The sequence below is a fragment of the Armatimonadota bacterium genome, assembly GCA_031081675.1.
In the GTDB taxonomy this organism is placed as follows: Bacteria; Sysuimicrobiota; Sysuimicrobiia; order Sysuimicrobiales; family Kaftiobacteriaceae; genus Calidihabitans; species Calidihabitans tengchongensis.
The window spans coordinates 1-16259 of the sequence record JAVHLZ010000007.1; the positions used below are offsets into that span (position 1 = coordinate 1).

At 72.2% G+C, this 16259-nt stretch carries 11 protein-coding genes and 4 tRNA genes; 3 read left to right on the plus strand and 12 right to left on the minus strand.

What is annotated here, in order from left to right:
* A partial coding sequence (locus RB150_03870) for a hypothetical protein (protein ID MDQ7819678.1) occupies positions 1-64 on the minus strand: 64 nt, incomplete at its 3' end.
* Positions 65-191: 127 nt separating this feature from the next.
* Positions 192-267 (minus strand) — tRNA-Thr (locus RB150_03875).
* A 225-nt stretch (positions 268-492) separates the two neighbouring features.
* Here RB150_03875 and RB150_03880 point away from each other — a divergent pair.
* From RB150_03880 to RB150_03890, 3 genes are all read left to right on the plus strand, one after another.
* Positions 493-567, plus strand: a tRNA-Gly gene (locus tag RB150_03880).
* 1 nt (position 568) lies between these two features.
* A tRNA-Cys gene (locus tag RB150_03885) sits at positions 569-643 on the plus strand.
* Positions 644-670: 27 nt separating this feature from the next.
* A tRNA-Leu gene (locus tag RB150_03890) sits at positions 671-759 on the plus strand.
* 55 nt (positions 760-814) lie between these two features.
* Here the strand turns inward: RB150_03890 and folE are convergent.
* The 10 genes from folE to polA form a co-directional block, all read right to left on the minus strand.
* A complete protein-coding gene (gene folE, locus RB150_03895) occupies positions 815-1387 on the minus strand; it encodes a GTP cyclohydrolase I FolE (protein MDQ7819679.1) in 573 nt (190 codons plus the stop codon).
* Positions 1388-1390: 3 nt separating this feature from the next.
* A complete protein-coding gene (folP, locus tag RB150_03900) occupies positions 1391-2590 on the minus strand; it encodes a dihydropteroate synthase (GenBank protein MDQ7819680.1) in 1200 nt (399 codons plus the stop codon).
* A gap of 139 nt (positions 2591-2729) precedes the next feature.
* On the minus strand, positions 2730-3755 hold the full coding sequence (locus RB150_03905) for an ABC transporter ATP-binding protein (protein MDQ7819681.1): 1026 nt from the start codon (positions 3753-3755) through the stop codon (positions 2730-2732).
* On the minus strand, positions 3752-4381 hold the full coding sequence (locus RB150_03910; GenBank protein MDQ7819682.1) for an MGMT family protein: 630 nt from the start codon (positions 4379-4381) through the stop codon (positions 3752-3754). Before RB150_03910 ends, RB150_03905 begins: the two co-directional genes overlap by 4 nt.
* Before the next feature lie 82 nt (positions 4382-4463).
* Positions 4464-6377 carry an excinuclease ABC subunit UvrC gene (gene uvrC / locus RB150_03915; protein ID MDQ7819683.1) on the minus strand — a complete coding sequence of 638 codons (1914 nt, stop codon included), beginning with the start codon at positions 6375-6377 and terminating at the stop codon, positions 4464-4466.
* Positions 6378-6384: 7 nt separating this feature from the next.
* The gene (locus tag RB150_03920) at positions 6385-7503 is read right to left on the minus strand and encodes an aminotransferase class I/II-fold pyridoxal phosphate-dependent enzyme (protein ID MDQ7819684.1); all 1119 of its coding nucleotides are present in this window, start codon (positions 7501-7503) and stop codon (positions 6385-6387) included.
* A 15-nt stretch (positions 7504-7518) separates the two neighbouring features.
* Complete coding sequence (uvrA, locus tag RB150_03925) at positions 7519-10440, minus strand: excinuclease ABC subunit UvrA (GenBank protein MDQ7819685.1); 2922 nt, start codon at positions 10438-10440, stop codon at positions 7519-7521.
* Positions 10441-10479: 39 nt separating this feature from the next.
* Positions 10480-12600, minus strand: coding sequence for an excinuclease ABC subunit UvrB (gene uvrB / locus RB150_03930; GenBank protein MDQ7819686.1), 2121 nt, complete (start codon positions 12598-12600; stop codon positions 10480-10482).
* Between the two features lie 94 nt (positions 12601-12694).
* Entirely contained in the window at positions 12695-13297 is a 603-nt protein-coding gene (gene coaE, locus RB150_03935; GenBank protein ID MDQ7819687.1) for a dephospho-CoA kinase, read from the minus strand.
* Positions 13298-13404: 107 nt separating this feature from the next.
* On the minus strand, positions 13405-16074 hold the full coding sequence (gene polA, locus RB150_03940) for a DNA polymerase I (protein MDQ7819688.1): 2670 nt from the start codon (positions 16072-16074) through the stop codon (positions 13405-13407).
* Between the last annotated feature and the right edge of the window lie 185 nt (positions 16075-16259).

Genomic DNA, 16259 nt, shown 5'->3' on the forward strand with positions numbered 1-16259 from the left:
CCACGTGCCCGATCGTCCCCACGTTCACGTGCGGCTTCGTCCGCTCAAACTTCGGCTTGCTCATCGCTGGCCTCCCCCGTCTGTCTCCTGCCGTGCCTCCCGCCGGACCCTGGCAGGGTGTGGGCTCTGTCAGCACAATGACTCGTGAGGCGCCGCCCAGCCTTCCCGGCCACGTCTCACGAGTCACCCGCTGGAGCCCACGACCGGACTCGAACCGGTGACCTTGTCCTTACCAAGGACACGCTCTGCCACCTGAGCTACGTGGGCGCTGCTGCACCCGTATTATAGGAGGAGGGTATACCCTTGGCAAGCCTGCGCGGCTGCGCCGCGCGGCGGGAAGGAGCGGGCCGTGGACTGGGTGGGATGGCTGGTGGTCCTGCTGCTGATATACTTTCTCTTCGTCCGCCAGTAGGTCCGGGCGGGCCTTTTGCGGGCCGCCGGACCCGTCTATAATGGAGGCGCGGCCCGGGAGTGGGCTCCCGGGACCGGCGCGCGGGAGTAGCTCAGAGGTAGAGCGTCTCCTTGCCAAGGAGAAGGTCGCGGGTTCAAGTCCCGTCTCCCGCTCCAGGGCGGCGTAGCCAAGAGGCAAGGCAGAGGTCTGCAAAACCTCCATTCCCCGGTTCGAATCCGGGCGCCGCCTCCACACCTGACCGACGAGCCGGTCCACCGCGGGCGGGTGGCGAAACCGGCAAACGCGGGGGCCTTAAAAGCCTCTGGTCCGCAGGGACCCTGGGGGTTCGACTCCCTCCCCGCCCACCATCCCCGGCAGACCGGGTTCCGGACGGTCCTGGCACGCGCCGCCGGAGAGGCGGGTTTACGTCCGGTTGCGGCCCTCCACGATGGCGAAGAACTCGGCCCGGGTGCGGGGGTCCTCCCGGAAGATGCCACGGGTGGCGGAGGTGACCACCTTGCTGCCGGGCTTGCGGACCCCCCGGGCGGTCATGCAGAGGTGCTCGGCCTCGATCACCACCCCCGAGCCCAGCGCGTTCAGGCCGCCCTGGCAGAGGAAGTCGGCGATCTGGCTGGTCAGCCGCTCCTGGACCTGGGGGCGGCGGGCCAGGATCTCCACCAGCCGCGCCACCTTGCTGACGCCCAGGATGCGCCCCTGGGGGATGTACCCGACGTGGGCCACGCCGTGGAAGGGCAGGAAGTGGTGCTCGCACATCGAGTAGAAGGGAATGTCCCGCACGATGACCATCTCATGGTGATCCTCGTCGTCGAACCACGTGTCCAGCAGCTCCCGCGGGTCTTCGGTCAGCCCGCTGAACAACTCCTCGTACATCTCGGCGATCCGCCGGGGTGTCTCCCGCAGGCCTTCCCGGGTCGGATCCTCGCCGATGGCCACGAGGATGCCCCGCACGGCCTGCTCGATGGCTGCCCTGTCCACGCCCTACCCCTCCTTGTCTGCCCGGCCCGAGCGGCCAGACGATCCCGCGGCCGCCGGGGCCGGGGACGCGTGGCCGCAGAAGAACTCCATCATGCGAGCCACCCGCGCCATCGCCCGCACGTCGTGGACCCGCAGCATGTTGGCGCCCTGGGCGATGGCAAACGCCACCGCCGCCGCGGTGCCCTCCAGCAGGTCGTCGGGCGGCAGGCCCAGCAGGTCGCGGATGTAGTCTTTGCGGGATGTGGCGACGAAGATCGGGTAGCCCAGGCTGCGCAGCTCCGGCAGCCGGACCATGAGCTCCAGATCCCGCGACGGGTGCTTGCCGAAGTCGAGCCCCGGATCCACCAGGATCCGGTCCCGCGGGACGCCCGCCGCCACCAGCTCCTCGGTGCGCCGGAACAGGAAGGCCGCCACCCAGTCCATCATGGACGGCACCTCCAGGTCCTGGTAGCGCTGGCGGGGGCGGCCGTGCAGGTGCATCACCACGATGCCCGCTTCGGCGGCGGCCACCACGTCGGCCATCCGGGGGTCGGCGGCCCCGCTGATGTCGTTGACCAGGACCGCCCCCGCCTCCAGGGCGGCCCGCGCCACGTCGGGCTTGTAGGTGTCCACGGCCACCGGCAGGTCATAGCGGCGCACCAGTTCTTCCACCAGGGGCGCCACCCGCCGGATCTCCTCGTCCACGGGCACCGGCGGGCCTTCCTGGGCGGTCTCCCCGCCCACCTCGATCACGTCGGCCCCCTCCCGGACGATCTCCTCGGCCCGCGCCAGGGCCCGGTCCAGCCCGAAGTACCGGCCGCGGTCGTAGAAAGAATCCGGGGTGTTGTTGAGGATGCCGGCGATGTAGACCCGGGAGCTGAAGTCCAGCCGGTGCCGGCCCGCCACCATCGCCGGCGGGGGCGCCTGGATGCGCGACAGGGTGGCACCCACCGCACGCGCCACCGGCTCGGGCACCGCAGGCAGCAGGCGCTGGTACTGCGCCAGGGTGGCGGCCAGCTCGATCTGCCGGTGCGCCTGCAGGGGCGGCGACGCCGCTGCGGGGCCGGAGGCCCACCCGCCCAGCCGGACCAGTTCGGCGGCCGTCTGGCGCAGGTCGGGCTCGGGAGCGATCACCCGCAGGCGCTGGAAAGAGGCCTCGGGCGGGCCACCGCGCGGCGCGAGCGGCACCAGGGCCCATGCCCAGTACAGGGGGTCTGTCGCCATTGTGGCGGTTCCACGCACTTTCTTTCAGTATACGTCCGCCAGGCCAGTATGCGTCCGCAGGCGCGCCCTCGGGCGGCAGGAGGGTGGAGACGCTGAGCCCGTCACCCGGCGACCGGCGGACCGCCCCCTGCCGCGCAGGTCACGGGTGCAGTCTCCGGCCGGTCAGCGCGAAGAAGACGTCTTCCAGGGAGGGCTCGACCACCTGCAGGCGGCGGATCCGCCCGGCGTGCCGGGCGACCTTCGCCGCCAGGGAGAGCGCCCGGCCGGGATCGGACAGGCGGGCCTCGATCTCCCACAGCCCGTCCGCCGCCGTCGGCCGCACGGACACCGCTGCCGCGCCGGGCAGGGTGTGCAGCGCATCGCCCACCGGCCCCTCCGCCACCAGCCGCAGGACGGGACCGCCCCCGTGCGCGCTCTTGAGGGCGGCCGGCGAGTCCAGAGCCGCCAGGCGGCCGCGGTCGAGGATTCCCACGCGGTCGGAGAGCCGGTCGGCCTCGTCCATCTGGTGGGTCGCCAGCAGCACCGTCTTGCCCTCCTGCCGGCACAGCCGGCCGATCAGGTCCCGCACCACGCGCGCGCCCGCCGGATCCAGCCCCGCCGTCGGCTCGTCCAGCAGCAGCACGGGGGGATCGTGCACCAGCGCCCGGGCCAGCGCCAGCCTCTGCCGCATTCCGGTGCTGTAGCGCTCCACCAGGTCATCGGCCCGCGGGGCCAGCCCCACCAGGTCCAGCAGAAAGGCGATCCGCTCCCGGGCCCGCGGCCGCGGGAGGCCGTGGAGGGCGGCCGCGTACTCCAGATTCTCCCGCCCGCTCAGGCGCCCGTAGACGGCCCGCGCGCCGCCCAGGACCACGCCGATGTGCCGGCGCACCTGGGCGCCGGCGGTCGCCACGTCATAGCCCCACACCCGGGCGGTGCCCGCCGTGGGCGCGAGCAGGGTCGCCAGCACCCGCAGGAGGGTGGTCTTGCCGGCTCCGTTGGGTCCCAGCAGGCTCAGCAGCTCGCCGCGGCGGACCTGGAATGTCGCGTCCTCGACCGCGGCGATGGTCTGGGGAGCCGCCGGGCGGAGCCCCCCCGGGGGGCCGCCGTCGGTGATCCGGATGGCGAATCGTTTGGTCAGGCCCCGGACGTCGACGGCCACCTCCGGCGCCGCCGGCGCGACGCTCACCGCGCCCGCCCCCGGGCGGGGCGCCCGCCGAGGTCCACGCCCTCCCGGAGCAGCAGGCGGCGCTTGAGCGCCACCCCGCCCCGGAGAGAGTACCCGCCCGGCCGCCCGTCGCTGCGGATCACCCGGTGGCAGGGGATGATGAGGGGGACGGGGTTGCGGGCGCAGGCCTGTCCCACCGCCCGCGCCGCGCCGGGATAGCCCAGGGCCCGGGCGATGTCCCGATAGGTCCGCACCTCACCGCGGGGGATGGCGCGCAGCAGCTCCAGCACCCGGCGCTCGAACGGCCCCACCAGGCCCAGGTCCACGGGACCGTCGTAGCGCCCCAGGGACCGGAAGAACGCCCGCAGGCGGCGCACCAGGTCGCGGGGCGGACGCGGGTCGCGGGCCGCCGGCAGGCCGAACCGGCGGCGCAGGTGGCGGACAAAGGCGGCCTCGTCGGGTGCCAGGTCCACGGCGCACACGCCCCGCTCGGTGTAGGCGACGTACACGGTTCCGGGGAGGCCCCGCACCGAGGTGACCCGCAGCGCCGCCGGGCGCGCCGGCCGGGGCGCAGGGGCGTGGGCCAGCGCGTGGCGCACCAGCTCGTGGGCGCGGTTGTTCAGGTCCACCGCGTTGGCCACCCGCACGCACCCCGCCTCCCGGACCTCCGCCCGGGGCGGGCCGGGGGAGGTCTCACATGGCTATTCTTCTGGCTCTGTTGTCCTCCCCCTATCCTGCGGGGGATGTCCCGTCCACGCGCACCGCCTCGTCCCGCACGGACACGTCGGGGTGCTCCCGGAGGAACTCGGCCACCCGGCGGGCCAGGCGGGGGCCCAGCACCTCCGCCAGCTGTTCTTCGGAGGCCTGCCGGATCTGCCGGACCGACCCGAAGCGGCGGATCAGCTCCCGCTTGCGCTTCTCGCCGATGCCGGGGATGTCGTCCAGCACCGAAAAGACGATCCGCCGCTCGCGCAGCTTCTGGTGATAGGCGTGGGCGAACCGGTGCGCCTCGTCCCGCACCCGCTGGAGCAGCTGCAGGGCCTGGGACTCCCGGGGCAGGACCAGGGGCTCGGCGGAGCCGGGAAGGAACAGGTGCTCCTCGCGCTTGGCCAGTCCGACGGCGGGCGCGGTCACGTTGTATTCGAAGAGCACCTCCAGGGCGGCGGACAGCTGGCCGCGACCGCCGTCGATGAGGATCAGGTCCGGCATCACCGACCATCGGACGGGCACGGCCTCGTCGCGGTCCAGCTTCTCCTGCTCCTCCCGGCCCCGGGCGAACCGCCGCCGCAGCATCTCCTGCAGGGCCGCGTAGTCGTTGGGGCCGTCGGTCCACCGGATGCGGAACCTCCGGTAGGCGCTCTTGAGGGGGCGTCCGCCCTCGAACACCGCCAGCGACCCCACCGTCTCGCCCGCCTGGAAGTTGCTGACGTCGTAGGCCTCGATCCGGAAGGGCAGGGTCTCCAGACCCAGGACCTCCTGCAGCTCCCGCAGGGCCGCCCCCTCCGCCCCGGCCACCCGCGCCCGCTCCTGGTGGAGGAACAGGGCGGCGTTCTCGGCGGCCATCTGGACCAGGCCGGCCCGCTCCCCCCGCTGGGGCACCACGATGCTCACCCGGCCGCCGCGGCGCTGGGCCAGCCACTCGGCGATGAGGTCACTGTCGGCCACCTCGTCCTGGAGCAGGATCTCCGGAGGCACCGAGGGCGCCTCCTGGTAGTACTGGGTCAGAAAAGCCCCGAGGATCTCGCCGCGGCTCAGACCGCGCACGCCCTCCAGCAGGAAGTGCTCCTGGCCCTGCAGCCGGCCGGCCCGCACGTAGAACATCTGCACGCACGCCGTGTTGCCGGCGTGGGCCACCGCCACCACGTCCCGGTCCTGCAGGTCCGCCCCCGCCGCCCGCTGCCGCTCGGCGATGGCCTCCAGGGCCTGCACCTGGTCCCGCAGCTGGGCGGCCCGCTCGAACTGGAGGGACTCGGCGGCGCGCCGCATCTCCTCCCGCAGCTCCTCCACCAGGGAGGCCTGCCGCCCCTCCAGGAACAGAACCGCCCGGCGGACCTGCTCGGCGTACTGCTCGGCGGTGGCCCCCCAGGCCACGCACGGCGCCGTGCACAGCCCCAGGTCGTAGTCCAGGCAGGGGCGGGGCAGGTCCCGGGTGATCTCGATGGCGCAGGACCGGAGCTTGAACAGCCGCCGGATGGTGCGGATGGTGCGGCGGACCAGTTTGGGCTCGTGGTACGGATACGGCCCGAAGTACTTGGCGCCGTCCCGCACCACCTTGCGGGTCATCAGGATGCGCGGGAACGCCTCGTGGGTGATCTTCACGTACGGAAAGGCTTTGTCGTCGGCCATCCGCACGTTGTAGGGGGGCCGGTGCTGCTTGATGAGGTTGGTCTCCAGGATCAGCGCCTCCACCTCGGTGGCGCAGGCGATCACCTCGAAGTCGGCGATCTTGCCCACCAGGTGGCGGATGCGCGGGCTGTCCGCGTGGGCGCTGTCCTGGAAATACTGGCGCACCCGGGCCCGCAGGGAGGCCGCCTTGCCCACGTAGATGACCCGTCCCTGGGCATCCCGGAACAGGTACACGCCGGGACGGGCGGGCAGGACCTTCAGCTTTTCCTCCAGGGCCGTCAGGTCGGCCGCGCTCACGGCCAGATCACCCTTCCACGGAGCGCAGGAACTCCCCCAGGCGCCGCAGCCCTTCCTGCAGCCGGCGCCCCTCCCCTCCGTAGCCGATGCGGATGTAGCCGTCCATCTGGAAGTGGTCGCCGGGCACCACCAGGACGTCGTGGGTCTGCCGCAGCCGGGTGGCGAGGTCCGTGGAGTTGATGGCCGGCTGGTAGCGCAGGAACGCCACCGCGCCGGCCCGGGGCGGCACCCAGCGGACCAGGCCGCCCAGGCCATCCACCCACTCCCGCAGCACGCCGAGGTTCTCGGTGAGGATCAGGCGGGTGCGGGTGGCCAGGCGGTGGTGGGCCCGGGGCCCCAGGGCGATCCGGGCCAGCTGGTCGCTGAGGGCAGAGGGGGCGATGGTGGTGTAGTCGTGGTACCCCCACAGGGTCTGCACCATCTCGGGGGAAGCCACCACCCACCCGATCCGCAGCCCCGGCAGCCCGAAGGCTTTGGACAGTCCTCCGGTGACGATGGTACGGGGGGAGCGGCCCCAGAAGGACGGGGTCGGGTGACCATCCAGCTCGGCGCCCCGGTAGACTTCGTCGGCCACCACCCAGGCCCCCACCCGGGCGGCGGCGGCGCACACGGCGTTCATCGCCTCCGCCGACAGGACCGCGCCGGTGGGGTTGTTGGGGTTGCACACCACGATGGCCCGCGTGCGGTCGGTGACCAGGCGGGGCAGCTCCTCGGGGTCCGGCGCCCACTGCAGCGACTCCCGCAGCCACCACGGGCGCACCACCGCCCCCCACGACCGCGCCAGCAGGGGGATCTGCATGTAGGTGGGCTGCATCACCACCACCTCGTCCCCGGGCTCCAGCAGGGCCCAGGTGACCAGGAAGTTGGCCTCGGCGCTGCCGGTGGTGACCAGGACGTGCTCGGGCCCCGCACCGTGGTACAGGCCGGCGATGGCCGCCCGCAGCTCCGGGCTGCCGTTGGTGTGCCCGTACCCGATCTGCTCCCGGGCCAGGACCTCGCGGATCCAGGAGTGGTCCACCAGAGCCGCCAGGGTCAGCGGGTGGACGCCGCTGTCGGCCAGGTTGTACTGGACCACCGGCTCCCAGGTCGACTGGTAGCGTTCCATCTCAAAACGCTCGACCTTCATGGCGTCCTCCGGCGGTCAGCCGTTCCTCCGCGGCCGGCGGCGGCGGCCGTTGCCGGCCAGGACCAGGTCCGCCTCGCGGGCCAGGACCCGGCGCAGGAACCGGCCGGTGTAGGAGTGGGGCACCTGCGCCACCTCCTCGGGAGTGCCCTGGGCGATCACCTCCCCGCCCAGGTCGCCGCCCTCGGGCCCCAGGTCGATGACCCAGTCGGCCGTCTTGATGATGTCCAGGTTGTGCTCGATCACCACCACGGTGTTGCCGGCGTCCACCAGCCGGTGCAGGACCTGGAGCAGCCGCTCCACGTCGGCGAAGTGCAGCCCCACGGTGGGTTCGTCCAGGATGTACAGGGTCCGCCCCGTGTCCCGGCGGGACAGCTCCGCGGCCAGCTTCACCCGCTGGGCCTCGCCGCCCGAGAGGGTCGTGGCCGGCTGGCCCAGGGCGATGTACCCCAGGCCCACGTCGTCCAGGGTCTGCAGCTTGCGGCGCAGGCGCGGGATGTGTTCGAAGAACTGCAGCGCCTCGGCCACCGACATCGCCAGGACATCGGCGATGGTCTTGCCCTTGTAGCGCACCTCCAGGGTCTCGCGGTTGTACCGGGTGCCCTTGCACACCTCGCAGGGGACGTAGACGTCGGGCAGGAAGTGCATCTCGATGCGGACGATGCCGTCTCCCTCGCAGGCCTCGCACCGCCCGCCCCGGACGTTGAAGGAGAACCGCCCCGGCGTGTAGCCGCGCATCCGGGCGTCGGGGGTCTGGGCGAACAGCTCGCGGATCAGGTCAAAGGTCTTGGTGTAGGTGGCCGGGTTGGAGCGGGGCGTGCGGCCGATGGGCGACTGGTCAATGTTGATGACCTTGTCGATGTGCTCCAGCCCCTCCACCCGGTCGTGGGCGCCGGGCCGCAGCCGGGCGCCGTGCAGCCGCGCCGCCACCGCCCGGTAGAGGATCTCGTCCACCAGGGTGGACTTGCCCGACCCCGACACCCCGGTCACGCAGATGAACAGGCCCAGGGGGAAGGCCACGTCGATGTTCTTGAGGTTGTGCTCCCGGGCGCCCCGCACCACCAGGAACCGGCCGGTGGGCGGCCGGCGCCGGGCGGGGATCGGGATGCGCCGCCGCCCCGAGAGGTACTGGCCGGTGAGGGAGTCGGGGTGGCGCGCGATGTCCTCGGGGGTACCGGTGACCACGATCTGGCCGCCCTGGGCCCCGGCGCCCGGACCGATGTCCACCACCCAGTCGGCGGAGCGGATGGTCTCCTCGTCGTGCTCCACCACCAGGATGGTGTTGCCCAGGTCCCGCAGGCGCATCAGGGTGTCGATGAGCCTCCGGTTGTCCCGCTGGTGCAGCCCCACGCTGGGCTCGTCGAGCACGTACAGGACCCCCATCAGGCCCGAGCCGATCTGGGTGGCCAGCCGGATGCGCTGGGCCTCCCCGCCCGAGAGGGTGGAGGCGGGGCGGTCGAGGGTGAGGTAGTCCAGCCCCACGTTCACCAGGAAGCCCAGCCGGGCCGTGATCTCCTTGAGGACCTGGCCGGCGATCAGCCTCTCCCGGTCCGACAGGGGCAGGGTGCGGAAGAACTCCAGCGCCTGGCGCACCGTCAGGGCCGTCAGCTCGGCGATGTTCTTGCCCCCCACCCGCACGCTGAGGGACTCGGGCTTCAGCCGCGTCCCCCGGCAGGTCGGGCACGGGAGGGTGGTCATGTACTGCTCCAGCTCCTCCCGCATGTAGTCCGACTCGGTCTCCCGGTAGCGGCGCTCCAGCTGGCGGAGGACGCCCTCAAAGGGGGCCTCGTAGGTCCGCAGCACCCCCCACCGGTTGTGGTAGCGCACCCGGATGGGCTCGGCCGACCCGTGGAGCAGCACGTCGATGAACGCCCGCGGCAGCCTGCGCAGCGGGGTGCGCATGTCCACCCCGTAGTGGGCGGCCAGGGACTGGAGCAGCTCGTAGTAGTAGTCGCTGGTGGACGCCGCCCACGGGACCACGGCGCCGTCGGCCAGGGACTTGTCGCGATCCAGGATCAGATCGGGGTCGAACTCCTGGCGGAACCCCAGCCCGGTGCAGGTGGGGCACGCCCCGTGGGGACTGTTGAAGGAGAAGATCCGCGGCTCGATTTCGGGCAGGACCGACCCGTGCTCGGGGCAGGCGAACAGCTGGCTGAAGACCAGCAGGCCCTTGGTGGGGTCGATGAGGGCCTGGGCCCGGCGGGACGGCTCCTCGGCATCCTTGAGGACGTCCACGTACACCATCCCCTGGCCCAGCTTGAGGGCGGTCTCCACCGAGTCGGCCAGGCGGGAGCGGACATCGGGCCGCACCACGATCCGGTCCACCACCACCTCGATCCAGTGCTTGCGATTCTTGTCCAGGGGGATGGGCTCGCCCAGATCGTAGACCACCCCGTCCACCCGCACCCGGGCGAACCCCTGGCGGCGCAGGTCCTCGAACAGCTGGCGGTACTCGCCCTTGCGCCCGCGCACCAGGGGGCCGAGGATCTGAATCCGCGCGCCCTCGGGCAGGGCCAGGACCTGGTCCACGATCTGCTCCCGGGTCTGGCGGGCGATGGGCTGGCCGCACCGGGGGCAGTGGGGCACGCCGATGCGGGCGTACAGCAGGCGCAGGTAGTCGTAGATCTCGGTGACGGTGCCCACCGTGGACCGCGGGTTGCGGGGGGCCCCCTTCTGGTCGATGGACACCGCCGGGGACAGCCCGTCGATGTGGTCCACGTCGGGCTTCTCCATCAGCCCCAGGAACTGGCGGGCGTAGGCCGACAGGGACTCCACGTACCGGCGCTGGCCCTCGGCGTAGATGGTGTCGAACGCCAGCGACGACTTCCCGGAGCCCGAGATGCCCGTCAGGACCACGAACTTGTCGCGGGGGATCTCGACGGTGATGTTCTTCAGGTTGTGTTCCCGCGCCCCGCGGACGATGATCCGATCCAGCGGCATCGGTGGATACGCTCCTCCCCGTCGGATCCGCCGCCCCCCTCAGCGCCGGCGGTGCCTTCCGCCCCGGCGGGCGCGCGCCCGTCCCCCGGGCCGGGCGCCGGCAAAGTAGGGCTCGCCCAGCCCCTTGCGCAGCTCGGCGATCTGGTCGCGCAGGACGGCAGCCTTTTCAAACTCCAGGTTGGCGGCGGCCCGCCGCATCTCCCGCTCCAGGGCCTCGATGGTCTGCTCCAGCTCCTGGGGCGACAGCATCAGCAGCCGGGCCACGTCCCAGGGGACCCGGGCCCGCTGCTGCTCCGCCAGGGCGATCAGTTCCCGGGCGGTGAGGATCTCGGTGGCCGGCTGGTAGCTCTCCACCTCCTCCGCCACCTGCTCCAGGTCGATCATGTCCCGGATGGGCTTGACCACCGACTGGGGGGTGATCCCGTGCTCTTCGTTGTACCGGAGCTGGATCTCCCGGCGGCGGTTGGTCTCCTCGATGGCCCGGCGCATGGAGTCGGTGACCTCGTCGGCGTAGAGGATCACCCGCCCGCTGATGTGCCGGGCGGCCCGCCCCATGGTCTGGATGAGGGCCGTCTCCGACCGCAGGTAGCCTTCCCGGTCGGCGTCCAGGATGGCCACCAGGGACACCTCCGGCAGGTCCAGCCCCTCCCGCAGCAGGTTGATCCCCACGATGACGTCATAGGTCCCCAGCCGCAGGTCCTTGAGGATCTGCACCCGCTGGAGGGTGTCGATCTCCGAGTGCAGATAGTGGACCCGCAGCCCCATCTCCTGGAGGTAGGCGGTCAGGTCCTCGGCCATGCGCTTGGTGAGGGTGGTCACCAGGGTGCGCTCGCCCCGCTCCACCTGGGCCCGGATCTCCGCGATCAGGTCATCCACCTGTCCCCGGGCCGGGCGCACCTCCACGTGGGGGTCCACCAGGCCCGTGGGGCGCACGATCTGCTCCACGATCTGCTGGCTCACCTGCCGCTCGTACTCCCCGGGGGTGGCGGACACGAAGACGACCTGATGGATCAGGCTCTCGAACTCCTCCCACGACAGCGGGCGGTTGTCGTAGGCCGACGGCAGGCGGAACCCGAAGTCCACGAGGTTCTTCTTCCGGGAGCGGTCGCCCTCCAGCATCCCGTGGATCTGGGGGACGGTCACGTGGCTCTCGTCGATGAACATCAGGTAGTCCCGGGGGAAGTAATCCAGCAGGCACCCCGGCCGCTCGCCGGGCCGCCGGCCGTCCAGGTGGCGGGAGTAGTTCTCGATGCCCGGGCAGTACCCCACCTCCCGCAGGAGCTCCATGTCGTAGCGGGTGCGGAACTCCAGGCGCTGGGCCTCCAGCAGCCTGCCCTGGCTGCGGAACCACTCCACCCTCTCCCGCAGCTCCTCCTCGATGCTCCGCAGGGCGCGCTCCAGGCGGTCCTCGGTGGTGACCCAGTGCTTGGCGGGCCAGATGGCCACCGCCGCCTTCTCCTCCAGCACCTCTCCGGTCAGGGGGTGCAGCTCCAGGATCCGGTCCACCTCGTCCCCGAACAGCTCCACCCGCACCGCCCGCTCCTCGTAGGACGGCCACACCTCGATCACGTCGCCCCGGACCCGGAACCGGCCGCGGGCGAAGTCCACGTCGTTGCGCTCGTACTGGATGTCCACCAGCCGCCGGAGGATGTCCTCGCGGGTGCGCCGCTCGCCCCGCCGGATCAGGAGCATGACCTCCTTGTAGTCCTCGGGCCGGCCCAGGCCGAAGATGCAGGAGACCGACGCCACCACGATCACGTCCCGGCGCTCCATCAGCGCCTTGGTGGCCGCGTGGCGCAGCCGGTCGATCTCGTCGTTGATGGACGCGTCCTTGCTGATGTACAGGTCCGTCTGCGGGACGTAGGCCTCCGGCTGGTAGTAGTCGTAGTAGGAGACGAAGTAGCGGACCGCGTTGTGGGGGAAGAACTCCCGGAACTCGCCGTACAGCTGGGCCGCCAGGGTCTTGTTGTGGGCCAGGACCAGCGTGGGCCGCTGCACCGCCTCGATGACGCGCGCCATGGTGTAGGTCTTGCCGCTGCCGGTGACCCCCAGCAGGGTCTGGTAGCGGTACCCCCGGCGCAGCCCCTCCACCAGCTGGGCGATGGCCTTGGGCTGGTCGCCCCGCGGCTCCAGGTTGGTGACCATCCTGAACTCGGCCATGGGAACCCGCTCCGCCGCGCGCGGCGCATAAAAAAAGTATACCATCGGCCTCCGGACGGGGACCACGGGTCCGGTGCAGGGCCCCGGATGGGGGTCAGCCGGCCAGTTCCTGCCAGAGGATGTCCACCTGGCGGCGGGTGTCCTCCAGGGAGCCCCCGTTGTCGATGACCCAGTCGGCCTCGGCCTCCTTTTCGGCCACCGGCCGCTGGGCCGCCACCCGCCGTTCGGCCTCCTCCGGGGTGAGCCCGTCCCGGGCCACCAGCCGCCGGATCTGCTCCTCCCGGGGGGCGGTGACGACAATCACCCCCTCCAGGTCGAACGCCTCCGGGCCGGTGGTGTCCAGCAGCAGCGGGATGTCGATGATGACCACCGCGTCCGGGGAGGCCTGACGGACCCGGGCGATCTCCTCCCGGATGCGGCGGCGGATCTCCGGATGGGTGATGGCGTTGAGGCGGCGGCGGGCGGCTTCGTCGGCGAACACCAGGCGGGCCAGCGCCCGGCGGTCCAGGCGGCCGTCGGGCTGCAGGATCCCCGGGCCGAAAGCCTCCACGATCTTGCGGTACGCCTCGGTGCCCGGCTCCACCACCTCCCGGGCGATCCGGTCGGCCTCAATGACCACCGCTCCCCGCTCGGCGAACATGCGGGCCACGGTGGTGACGCCGGTGGCGATACCGCCGGTGAGGCCGATGACCTTCATGCCGCCTCCCTCAATCCCCTGCTCCCGGCCTCGGGTCGGGACCGCGGGGAGCTGTTCCCGATCCCTGACCCCCGGCCTGGCCTGGACTCCGGACAGCGGCCGGAGGGTCAGGCCAGCGGCTCCATGTCCCGCCAGTTGGGGCCCGCTTTCAGGTCCACCCGCAGGGGCACCGCCAGAGGATACGTCCGCTCCATGACCTCCCGGACCTCCCGGGCGAGGCCCGGGACGTCGGCCGCCGGCGCTTCGAACAGCAGTTCGTCGTGGATCTGCAGGATCATCAGGGCGCCGGGGTAGCGGGGGAGCACCTGGCGGAACAGGTCGACCATGGCCTTCTTGATGATGTCGGCGCTGCTGCCCTGGATGGGGGTGTTGATGGCCGTGCGCTCGGCGGCCTCGCGGATGGGCCGGTTGCGGGTGTGCACCTCGGGGATGTAGCGGCGGCGGCGGAGGAGGGTCGTGACGTACCCGTCCCGCCGCGCCTGCTCCACGATCTCCTGCATGTACCGGCGGACGCCGGGATAGCGCTCGTAGTAGCGCTCGATGTAGGCCCGGGCTTCGGTCTTGCCGATCCCCAGCTGGGCGGCGACCCCGAACTCGCTCATGCCGTAGGCGACGCCGAAGACGATGGTCTTGGCCCGGCGGCGCAGGTCCGGGGTGACCCCCTCCCGGGGGACGCCGAACAGCTCGCTGGCGGTGACGGCGTGGATGTCGTCCCCGCGGGTGAAGGCGTCCACCAGGCCCGGGTCCCGGGTGATGTGGGCCAGGACCCGCAGGTCGATCTGGGAGTAGTCGGCGCCCAGCAGGAGCCGCCCCGGCTCGGCCACGATGGCCCGGCGGATCTTGCGCCCCTCGTCGGTCCGGATGGGCAGGTTCTGCAGGTTGGGATCGGTGGTGATGACCCGCCCGGTGGCCGCCACCGTCTGATTGAAGGTGGCGTGGACGCGCCCGGTGGCGGGGTGGACCATGGCCGGGAGCACGTCCACGTAGGTGGTCTTGAGCTTGGTGAGCTCCCGGTGGGCGACGATCTTGGCCACGATCTCGTGCTGGGGCGCCAGGTACTCCAGCACCTCGGCGTCGGTGGAGTAGCCGGTCTTGGTCTTCTTCACCGGAGGCAGCCGCAGCTTCTCGAACAGGACAAAGGCCAGCTGGCGGGGCGAGCTGATGTTGAACTCGGTCCCGGCCAGCCGGTAGATCTCGGCGGTCAGCTCCGCCAGGCGGCGCTCCAGTTCCGCCGACAGCTCCCGCAGGTAGGGAACGTCCACCGCCACTCCCGCCGCCTCCATCGCGGCCAGGACGGCCGCCAGGGGCATCTCGATCTGGGTGAACAGGTCGTAGACCTCCCGCTCCCGCATCCGCTCTTCCAGGAGCGGCCGCAGCCGCAGGAGCGCGTCGGCCGCCCGGCAGGCGTCGGCGGCCGGATCCCGGTCCAGGCCCAGCCCCCCGCCCTCGCCGGCCTCCTGCAGCCGCCAGCCCAGGAACTCCCAGGCGGCCGTCTCCAGGCTGTGGGTCCGCCGACCGGGGTTCAGCAGGTAGGAGGCGATGCCCACATCGAAGTCGAGCCCCCGGGGCGAGAGCCCCAGCCGCCGCAGGGTGTGCAGGTCCGCCTTCGCGTCGCCGCTCACCTTGCGCGCCGGACCCTCCAGCAGAGCTCGCACCTCCGCCGGGACGGCGTCGTCCACCGGCAGGTATACCGCCTGCCCGGGGGCCGCGCACACCGCCACGCCCACCAGGCGGGCCGTCAGGGGGTGGCCGGGCTCCCGGACCAGGTGCAGGCCCACCTCCGCCGCGCCGTTCACGGTGCGGGCGAGCGTGGCGGGGTCCACCTGGCGGTACTGCCCCGCCGGCGCCTCGGATACCGCCCCCAGCCGTTCCAGGAGGCTTTTGAACTCCAGGTCGGCCAGCAGGGCCTGCAGCCGCGCGCGGTCCGGCGGCCGCCGCCGCAGGTCGTCCCACGTCCACCGCACCGGCACGTCGGTGACGATGGTGGCCAGCCGGCGGCTTTCCCGCATCTGGTCGGCGTGGGCCCGCAGGACGTCCCGCAGCTTGGGAGGAGCCTGGTCCACCCGCGCCAGCAGCGCGTCCAGGGTGCCGAACCGCTGGATCAGCTGGCGGGCGGTTTTCTCTCCCACCCCCGGCACCCCGGGGAGGTTGTCGGTGGGATCGCCGGTCAGCCCCTTGTAATCGGGCAGCCGGGCGGGCTCGAACCCGAAGCGCGCCCGGAACGCCTCCGCATCGTAGACGGTGGTGTCGGTGATGCCGCGGCTGGTGACCATTACCCGGATGCGGTCGTCCACCAGCTGCAGCACGTCCAGGTCCCCGGTCACGATGAGCACGTCCGCGCCGTCGGCCGCCGCCTGCCGGGCGATGGTGCCCAGCACGTCGTCGGCTTCGTAGCCGTCCACCTCGAAGATGGGCACGGCCAGGGCCTGCAGGATCTCCTTGGCCAGGGCCAGCTGGGGGCGCAGGTCGTCGGGCATCCGCTGGCGGGTCGCCTTGTACTCCCGGTACTGGACGTGGCGGAACGTGGGGGCCGCCCGGTCGAAGGCGGCGGCCACATAGTCGGGCCGCACCTCGTCCAGGATCTTCAGCACCATGGTGGTGAACCCGTAGACGGCATTGGTGGGGCGCCCGTCGCTGGTGGTGAAGTAGGGCAGCGCGAAGAAGGCCCGGTAGACCAGCCCGTTGGCGTCGATGAGGACCACGGTGGGCCGGCGTTCCTGTTCCTCCGCCTGCGGGACGGTTTCGCGTGGTCGCTCGGCGGTCTCGGTCCGGGTCATGGCCCAGGTGGTCTTCGCCCCCGGCGGAGTCCGCCCCTACGCTCCCCCGCGGGCCCGGCCGCGCCCGGACGGGCCGACGGCACCGGGACGGCGCGCCCCCGCCTCGGGCCGACAGGGGGTGGCGCTGGCGGGATGCCGGCCGCCAGGGGTCGGGCAAAGGTCGCGCTGCGTGCGCAGGTCCACCG